At 44.1% G+C, this 9,310-nt stretch carries 12 protein-coding genes; all 12 read right to left on the reverse strand.

Annotated features, from left to right (window positions below):
- The coding region (gene recO, locus AC1DWN_RS20490; RefSeq protein ID WP_477560759.1) for a DNA repair protein RecO at window positions 1-302 on the reverse strand (302 nt) is incomplete at its 3' end.
- Between the two features lie 99 nt (window positions 303-401).
- The gene (locus AC1DWN_RS20495) at window positions 402-563 is read right to left on the reverse strand and encodes a YqzL family protein (RefSeq protein ID WP_477560760.1); all 162 of its coding nucleotides are present in this window, start codon (window positions 561-563) and stop codon (window positions 402-404) included.
- Window positions 564-662: 99 nt separating this feature from the next.
- Window positions 663-1,586: a GTPase Era gene (gene era / locus AC1DWN_RS20500; protein ID WP_477560761.1), complete on the reverse strand. Its 924-nt coding sequence runs from the start codon at window positions 1,584-1,586 to the stop codon at window positions 663-665.
- Between the two features lie 8 nt (window positions 1,587-1,594).
- Window positions 1,595-2,029 (reverse strand): cytidine deaminase, encoded by a 435-nt coding sequence (gene cdd / locus AC1DWN_RS20505; RefSeq protein ID WP_477560762.1) that lies wholly within the window; start codon window positions 2,027-2,029, stop codon window positions 1,595-1,597.
- A 22-nt stretch (window positions 2,030-2,051) separates the two neighbouring features.
- A complete protein-coding gene (locus AC1DWN_RS20510; RefSeq protein WP_477560763.1) occupies window positions 2,052-2,432 on the reverse strand; it encodes a diacylglycerol kinase family protein in 381 nt (126 codons plus the stop codon).
- Window positions 2,432-2,929 (reverse strand): rRNA maturation RNase YbeY, encoded by a 498-nt coding sequence (ybeY, locus tag AC1DWN_RS20515; protein WP_477560764.1) that lies wholly within the window; start codon window positions 2,927-2,929, stop codon window positions 2,432-2,434. The genes AC1DWN_RS20510 and ybeY overlap by 1 nt, the downstream gene beginning before the upstream one ends.
- Window positions 2,926-5,169 (reverse strand): HD family phosphohydrolase, encoded by a 2,244-nt coding sequence (locus tag AC1DWN_RS20520; protein WP_477560765.1) that lies wholly within the window; start codon window positions 5,167-5,169, stop codon window positions 2,926-2,928. Before AC1DWN_RS20520 ends, ybeY begins: the two co-directional genes overlap by 4 nt.
- Window positions 5,170-5,186: 17 nt before the next feature.
- Complete coding sequence (locus AC1DWN_RS20525) at window positions 5,187-6,158, reverse strand: PhoH family protein (RefSeq protein WP_477560770.1); 972 nt, start codon at window positions 6,156-6,158, stop codon at window positions 5,187-5,189.
- 6 nt (window positions 6,159-6,164) lie between these two features.
- Complete coding sequence (gene yqfD / locus AC1DWN_RS20530; protein ID WP_477560766.1) at window positions 6,165-7,358, reverse strand: sporulation protein YqfD; 1,194 nt, start codon at window positions 7,356-7,358, stop codon at window positions 6,165-6,167.
- 53 nt (window positions 7,359-7,411) lie between these two features.
- On the reverse strand, window positions 7,412-7,690 hold the full coding sequence (gene yqfC / locus AC1DWN_RS20535) for a sporulation protein YqfC (protein ID WP_477560767.1): 279 nt from the start codon (window positions 7,688-7,690) through the stop codon (window positions 7,412-7,414).
- Window positions 7,691-7,909: 219 nt separating this feature from the next.
- Window positions 7,910-8,365 carry a hypothetical protein gene (locus AC1DWN_RS20540; RefSeq protein ID WP_477560768.1) on the reverse strand — a complete coding sequence of 152 codons (456 nt, stop codon included), beginning with the start codon at window positions 8,363-8,365 and terminating at the stop codon, window positions 7,910-7,912.
- A 60-nt stretch (window positions 8,366-8,425) separates the two neighbouring features.
- Window positions 8,426-9,310, reverse strand: an 885-nt coding sequence (floA, locus tag AC1DWN_RS20545; protein ID WP_477560769.1) for a flotillin-like protein FloA, incomplete at its 5' end; no start/stop codon positions are given.

Below are 9,310 nucleotides of genomic sequence, written 5' to 3' on the forward strand. Positions count from 1 at the left end.
GTGCGGTCCGTAAGTTCAACCGCATACGCAGCATAAGCCGTCATATCCAACTGTTCACGCAAAAGATGGTGAGATTCAATAATCTCACCAGAGTTAAGTGTTCCTAGTCCGCTGTTACGAAAATAAACGAACTCTCCATATGTAAACGGCTGCGCGAGTGAAGAATGCTTACTCTTCAATTTTTTCGCGCCGCGGATAAGAACACCCGCTTTACCGTTTGTTTTTGTGAGCAACGTCACAATCTTATTGCCTTCCCCGTAATCCATACTGCGAATAACGATCCCCTCGACACGATACAGCATACCGGTAACTCTCCCCCACACCCCATAACGGTTTTACGCCGTCCATGTCGGCGTAAGATCCGTTTGTGCTAGCCTATCATCGGTCACGTGGTCGATGCGCTAGCTCGTCGTATCGTCTAAGTCCAATTGCGCAAGCTCATCGTCTACTCCAGTAAACGCATCAGAACTGTTTACTGACCCTAGCTGATGTACTTCTTTGTAAAGCATGAATGATTCAACATCGCCGGTCAACGCAAAATACTTCCACGAAAAATCTCGCATTCGTATTCATCCTTTCCGCTCCCYGAAATGCTTCTCCAGACAAGAATAGGATGCGATAAAAGGCGAATGTCTATCCTTAACAAATTACGTCAGCTACGGTTAATCATGTCTAAATCCAAGATCTTTAAGTACGCGATCTTGATTGCGCCAATCTTTTTTCACCTTTACCCATAGCTCCAAAAATATTTTTGAGCCAAGTAGAGCTTCAATGTCATGCCTTGCTTTTTTGCCAACTTCCTTAAGCAGCTCGCCTTTTTTGCCGATAATAATTCCTTTTTGCGAATCACGCTCAACAAAAATGACTGCTCCTATATATACGATGCCATTTTCTTGAACCTTCATATCTTCAATTGTTACCGCAATTGAATGAGGTATCTCTTCGCGGGTCAAGTGCAATATTTTCTCGCGAATAAGCTCTGAACATACGAATTGCTCTGGGTGATCGGTAATTTGGTCTGCAGGATAGTACTGCGGGCCTTCTGGCAAATAACGAGATAGTTGATCCAGCAAGGTATCGACATTATTACCTTTAAGCGCTGAAATAGGAATAATCTCCGCAAAATCATGTAAGGCATTATATTGTGTAATCATCGGAAGAAGCTGCTCCGGAGCTACTTTATCAATTTTGTTCATAACTAGAAAGACAGGTGTTTTTACTTTTTTGAGCTGTTCAATAATATAACGATCACCGCCGCCAAGACCCTCTGAAGCATCGATCAAAAATAGTGCAGCTTCAACTTCTCTCAACGCGCTCTCAGCAGTTTGCATCATGTAATTGCCTAGCTTAGACTGTGGTTTGTGAATACCAGGTGTATCCAAAAACACGATTTGGGTATCATCCGTCGTGTAGACTCCATGAATTTTATTACGAGTAGTTTGCGGTTTGTCCGACATAATCGCAATCTTCTGTCCGATTAGGTGATTCATTAGTGTCGATTTCCCTACATTTGGTCTACCGACAATTGCTACAAATCCTGATTTGAATTTTTTGCTTCCACGATCGTTTGCTTTATTTTGATTCATTAGTTTGTTTAACGCTCCCCATTATCTAGTGACGCCGGAGTAAAAGCCCCCGGCAATAGTTCTGATACAGTCGAAATTGTCCACTTACCGCTCAAATTACCCATAATAACCGGCATGTCCGGCGCACATAGCTCTACTAATACTTGCCGACAAACGCCACATGGTGTAATCGGACCTTCTGTGTCTCCTATAACTGCAATCGCCTGAAATTGTCCAGGACGCTTACCATCGGCTACGGCACGAAACAAAGCGGTGCGTTCCGCACAATTAGTTGGACCGTATGCTGCATTTTCTACATTGCAGCCATAGTGAACATGTCCTTCATTGTCAAGAAGTGCTGCTCCTACTCGAAAATTCGAATAAGGAACATAGGCTTTAGCCATCGCATCTTTAGCGGCATTTAACAAGGTTGAGTACTGTGTTGATAATCCTTCATGATGCATACTTATCATCCTCCAACTCTCATTATGATCTGCTTAGTGTAATAAAGTGTAATAAATGCCATAAGGGCGGCCCAATGATGAGCAGCCCGATGACAGCAGCCATTATAGCTGCAATTAAAACAGCTCCAGCAGCAACATCCTTTGCCGCTTTTGCAATAGGATGAATCCCTGGACTCGCCAAATTAACGACTTGTTCAAGTGATGTATTGATCATCTCAGCGCTGATAACTACTCCAATCACAAGCAGTATAATCGCCCATTCCAGCGGTTCAAGCGATACAATCAGTCCAAGTGCGCATACAATAAGGCCTGCGATAAAATGAAATCGCATATGTCTCTGAGTACGCAGAGCAAAGGCGATGCCAGACAAGGCTACCGCAACACTTTGCATAAACTTATACATTAGCGAACCAAACCCGCTTGCTGCRATATTGCTTCTTGCTTCGATGTCATCTCAGCTTCAGTCGCATCATCCTGATGATCATAACCTATCAAATGCAGAAATCCATGAACGAACAAAAAGCCAATTTCCCGTTCCAATGAATGACCGTACTCCTCGCTTTGTGCTGCTGCCGTTTCAACGGAAATAATAATATCCCCCAGCATGCCTGAGATCGGGTCCAGCTCATCCTCGCTCTCCACCTCAAATAAGATGTCAAGCTCTTCTGTTCCGTCCTCTTGCATGGCGAATGACAGCACGTCTGTCGGGCGATCTATGCCGCGATAATCACGATTAAGCTGATGAATTTCCTCATCATTCGTAAAGGTAAGCGACACATCCCCCTCCGTAATTCCCTCCGCTTTGCCTGCTAATTGAAGCAATTGCTCGATTCTTGTTATCCAAGCTTCAGGAATTTCCATCTTTTGCTGGTCATTGCCCCATTCCAACCGTAAACTCATACCAAGCGCTCCTTTGTTTTCACATCATCGGGATATTCAATGCGTGAGTGGAAAATTCCGATGACGCTTTCCTTAAGTGAATGTGCTATTTTATCGAGTTCCTTCATCGTCAGATCACATTCATTAAACTGATTGTCATCCAGTCTTCCTTTGATGATTTTGTGAATCATCGCATCTACCTGCTCAACAGTCGGATTATGCAAGCTGCGTACGGCCGCCTCAACACAATCGGCTATGCCTACAACAGCAGCTTCCTTCGATTGTGCTTTAGGACCGGGATACCTAAAATCATCTTCAGTAAACGTAGGCTCCAAGCCTTGCTCTTCTGCTTGTTTCTTAGCTTTATAATAAAAGAACTTAAGAGAAGTTGTACCATGATGCTGCTCAGCAATATCACGGATTGGCTTCGGAATGTTATGTGCTTTCAGCATCTCCACGCCATCCCTTGCATGAGAAACGATAATAGACTTACTTAGCTTTGGATCAATCGTATCATGCGGATTTTCTATATTTGTCTGATTCTCGATAAAATAATTCGGCCGTTTTGTCTTCCCGATATCATGATAGAACGAGCCGACACGACATAACAGTCCGTCTGCTCCAATCACTTCCGCAGCAGCCTCTGATAAATTACCGACCATAACACTATGGTGATAAGTACCAGGTGTTTCAGTTAACAGCTTGCGAAGCAAAGGATGATTAGGATTTGACAATTCCACAAGCTTTAATGCTGACAAAATGCCAAATGTAACTTCGAAAAACGGCATCAAGCCGATAACAAACACCGCTGTTAATAGTCCACTGGCAAATGCAAAGCCAACGGAGTAGATAAACGGCATACGATCAAGATCTTCGGATAGCAGCAATATCGCAATTACTGCCAACGCACCAAACAAGCTTACCATAATACCCGCTTTTAGTATCGTTGACCGCTGACTAGCTTTATGAATAGAGAAAATAGCAGCGAACGAAACGACAATGATGACGAACCCATACTGAAAATCGAATAGTTGATTTTGCCCGGTATTTAATATAATACTTCCCATAATCGCAAACAAAAATGAGCTTATAATGGCCAGATGCATATCGAGCAGCAGTGTGATCAGCATCGTCCCAAGTGCCGCAGGAGCCAAAAAGCCTGCATAGGGAGCTGCATCCGTTTGCGTTAAAGATGTAATTTGTATTGTAATTGTATTTATTAGAAATATAAGCCAAAGCATCAGTAATGACGCATTGTTATATTTCGGCTTCACACCATTAATGCTTCCTGATTGATGTAAATAAGCATATAGAACGCTAATAAACATGATCGACAACATAAGTAGTCCGGTTTGTGGCCAATAATTTTTCTTATCCTGCAAAAGCGAAGAATCCACAAGAAGCTGGTAGAGATCAGCTGTTATGATTTGACCGCGCTTTACGATGAGCTCGCCTTCTTTGATAACAACAGGCGGCGTATTCTGCTTAGCCTGCACCTTAGCCTCTTCAGTCGCTTCTTTATCCATAAACTTATTTGGCATTATAGCAAATCTTGCAAGCTCCTGTACAATTTCCCTGCTTGTCCGGTTTGACAATGAGCTTGCATTCACGAGCTCAGCCACCTGAGTCCGAGCTGTCTCGGCCTCACGAAGCTGCTCTCCCATCAACTTTTTCACAATATCCCTAGCTACGAGACGCATCTCGTTAAGTGATTCAGTCGATATGTTAGGTATTTTGTAAAAAGTTTCTTCCGGAATCGTATATTCCTGTTCTTTAGCAACGATGGTCATTTCATCAAGCAATGAATCGTTATAAGTTCCCTTACCTTTGTTAACCTTAACAAAATCATCAATAAAACCCGAATAACGCCTTGGAATTTCATTGCGGTAAATATCAATTTTATTTTGCGTAGTTRCCTGATCATCTTGATTTAATTGCTCAATCCGAGCGAATATTTGGTCGATCAAAGTTTCATTACGAAGAGCTACGATGGAATAACTTATATCGATTCGATTCGCAGCATCTTCCTCCGCCTGTCTCGTAGCTTTCTCGTCTTTGATTTGGAAGGGCGCTTTGATATCTTTCTCACTGGCTGCGCCTTCCTGAATATCATAGGTCTCTGGGACAAGATGTGGAGCTAAGCTGAAATAGAATAACAGCACAAACATAAACATCAGCACCCATCGAACGGCTGAGCTCTGCCTCCAACCCGCCTTAGACGGTCGCAAGTTCCCCTGTTTATCGGTCTGATTTTGGTTCATGATGCAGACATTCCTCTCTAGGCTTTGTTTTCGGCATCCCAGTTATAGGCTACTATAATTTTTTGAACCAATGAATGACGAACCACATCCTGCTCGGAAAATAAAATAATACMTATTTCCTCTATGCTTTTCAAAATGCGCTGTGCTTCGATTAGTCCAGAATTTTTGCCGCGAGGCAAATCAATTTGAGTTACATCGCCTGTAATAACCATTTTCGAACCGAAACCAAGTCTCGTCAAAAACATTTTCATTTGCTCAGGTGTTGTGTTTTGCGCTTCATCCAAAATAATGAATGCATCGTCAAGCGTACGGCCGCGCATATATGCGAGCGGAGCGATTTCTATCAAGCCACGTTCAAGTGCCTTGACCGTTTGCTCTGGCCCTAATACATCGTGCAGCGCATCATATAAGGGACGCAAATAAGGATCAACCTTTTCCTGTAAATCTCCTGGCAAGAAGCCGAGATGTTCTCCCGCTTCAACAGCCGGTCTCGTTAACACAATGCGCTTTACTGATCCTTCCTTAAGCGCAGCAACGGCTAGGACAACAGCTAAGTACGTTTTCCCCGTTCCTGCAGGACCAATTCCAAACACAATATCTTTTTTACGAATCGTTTGTACATAGTGACGCTGACCTATTGTCTTCACACGGATTGGCTTGCCTCTAAAAGTAGTCGTTATGACTTTACTAAACAGATCAAGCAGTTCTTCAGCCTGCATAGACCGCGCTAATTCAAGAGCATATACGACATCACGCTCAGACGGATTGTATCCTCCGCGAACAAGCTGCAGCAGGACATTATAGAGCTGCTCAAGCGAATCCACCTCTGATGTCGGACCTGTTATTACAATCTCCGCTTCACGGGATGTAATGGATGACTCTATTTGAGCCTGAATCAATCGTAAATATTTATCCTGCGGTCCTAGCACAGCCAGTCCCTCCGCAGCGTTTCCAAGCGGTATCTTCACAACTTTCGTCTCAATTTGCAACAAACCTCAATCTCCCTGCATCTGGACTAGTGGTAATTCCTTAGTTATGGACTGCTCTACCTCAAAAAGAACTTTCATATAAACTTTACCATTGTCCGTCTTTTCATGCAAAACTTTTTCATCCCGTATAACCGCGTCAGCTCCTGCTTTTACTAATAGATCCGCTTTTGCTTGCAAAATCCCTACGTTCTTCGCTTCCGTTTCGGATAACACTCGTTCTTCCATCTGCATTTCCATAATCGTATCTTTCATCCTACCGATTGGCAGTGACCAATTACGCCAAGATACTTGCTCTTCATGTTGAATTAACTCCGACGCCTCGAAGGGGTTGTCGCCATAGCCGCTCACCTGAAGCTTGCGCGAGCCTAAAACTGCATACCACTTCGTTTTTTTCTCGCCTGAATATACTTTTATTTGTTGAGTTAACGGTGAAGCAATAGAATATTCGTACCATACGAGTCCTCTTACGGATCCCTTGGCCACCACGGTTTTGGTGTAAGCGTCTGCTCCGATCAAACCCGATATTAATACTTGCCCCTTCTTAACCTTCATATTTTTCCTAACCACGGGATTGCCTGCTTCCGCAATAATGTGGGTTACGACAGCATCCGTCGATGCTACTAAATGACGCGGTGTATGCAATGGCAGTTTATCAGGAACATTTAATTCAACCACTTGAATCTTAACCTTGGTGCCCTTTTTCTCAACGCCTACCCATGTAGCTCCAGGCAGTTTTTGTACGAGCTGCTTGGAGAGTATATCCGCATCTGTAAGACGGAATGACCACTGCATGGGATATAGACCCTCTTGCTTGGCAGCTAAGCGAATTTGTTCCTCAGTCAACTTAACATTCCCTTGCACGTCCACCGTCCAAACAAGTGATGACAGCATGAATATGAGGGCAAAAAACAAGACGATACCTCCTGCAAAAAAAATCCGACGCTCTGCCTTTACGAGCAAGAATGGAAGTCCGCCTCGCTTAATGACATGTACACGACAGCCTGTCTGCTTTAAATACGTACGAAGCTCGAAAAAGTCGCTAACCGAAAGCTCACACTCAAGCAAGCCCTTGCTCGTCCATCGAATAGAAGAAAGCTGCAAACCGCCCGCAAGCGCGCGGTTTACGAACTGCTCAGGTTGTCCACCGCGTATATGGACAGTAACAATACCCTTTAACCATTGAGCTCCTTGTGATTTCAATCCGTTCCCCTCCTGTACATGTCACTTCCTAAATTTCCAGCTCAATCCTGTTTCTATGGCAGTAATTGAATGTTCATAATTTGTCCCTCTATGAAAACTTCCTCTGTCCAAATCGTCCGTATGACAAGATCGAGTCCCGTTACTTCGAGTTGACCCTTGCTTAATGCAAGCCGTAAGCTTTCGCTTGAAAAGTGTACGACTCCGCGATGGTTCTCGATATAAAGCTGACGGTCACCGATCATCGTTAATCGAGGCAAATCATACACGACATCATGCGGCATATCCAAAAGGCCAGCGGTTACTTTGCGGAATTTTCTTTTTATATGTCGCATACTCGTTTGTATGTCCCTCCTTAAAGTTTGCGGAGCAAACTCTCTTCGAAAGCGTAATCTGCGTAACAGGAATTATTTGCTATTCAAAATAATCGTACTGTAACAAAGTATGCGTGACATTTGTGTTTTATGAGGAACGGTTTATCGGGAGCCTTATGACAACAAAAAAAGGGCCGCCCCATAAGGTCATAGACCTTAAGGGGCAACCCTGTTCGTTTATTACCTGCGATACGGTCGCTTAGACCGAGGAGGACCTAAAATTTCAGCCCATACAATTGCTTTACGCATTTCATCAGCAGTTACCCTTTTCACTTCACTCTCAATCTCCGTCTTCAACACTCGCTCACGCGCTGTGGAAGACGCTGTTGCCCGATAGTTGTTCTCCGGTTGTACAGTCGACACCGCTTTCCGCGGAGTGTCTAGCTGCCGCTCAGGCTCTGTACGCACTTGATACACTGTCGGCGCTTCTGGTGCTCGTTCAGGATACTGCCGTTCTTCGCCGCTTTCATGGTTATTCCTGCTCTGTGATGGAGTACTTGGCAAGCCGCTGCCGCCAAAGTCAGGCATCTGACTCGGCTTATTCTTCGCTCTTGCTTTACTGAACAGAGAGGCCAGCGCACCAATTATGATGATTACGATATATATATTACTCATCAAAAAATCAATGATTTTCAACTTGCCTTCACCTCCAAAGCGCAGCCACGCTGAATGTATTCAGCTGACTGAACATTCGCATTAGCGACCGTCTTTGTGCTCGGTCGAGCTATCCGTTTTGCCGATTGAGTTGCGCATTTGCGTATCAGCTTCAACATTTTTAAGGTTCAAGTAATCCATAACACCGATTTTCCCGCTTCTTAACGCTTCAGCCATCGCTAGCGGTACCTGTGATTCTGACTCTACAACGCGTGCTTCCATCTCAACGACCTTCGCTTTCATCTCTTGCTCATGAGCAACAGCCATTGCACGGCGTTCTTCGGCTTTTGCTTGTGCGATCTTCTTGTCAGCTTCAGCTTGTTCTGTTTGCAAATGTGCGCCAATATTTTTACCTACATCAACATCCGCGATATCGATCGATAAAATTTCAAATGCTGTACCTGCATCCAATCCTTTACCAAGCACTGTACGAGAAATCATGTCTGGATTTTCAAGGACATCTTTATGTGAGTTGGCCGAACCTACCGTTGTTACGATACCTTCGCCTACACGTGCAATAATCGTTTCTTCACCAGCACCACCGACGAGACGTTCAATATTCGCACGAACGGTTACGCGTGCCTTAACTTTCACTTCAATTCCGTCTTTTGCCACAGCAGCAACAATCGGTGTCTCGATAACACGTGGGTTAACGCTCATTTGCACAGCTTGTAATACATCACGACCTGCTAGATCAATAGCTGCTGCACGTTCGAAAATAAGAGGGATATTAGCACGCTGAGCAGCAATCAAAGCATTAACTACACGGTCAACATTACCGCCCGCCAAGAAATGGCTCTCAAGTTGATTGATATTTACGCCCAGACCTGCTTTTGTCGCTTTAATCAATGGATTAACAATTCGACTAGGTACAACCCGGCGCAGACGCATCGCTACTAGCGTTATAATGCCTACTCTAACTCCGGA

The organism is Paenibacillus sp. P4_A7 (assembly GCF_056402455.1).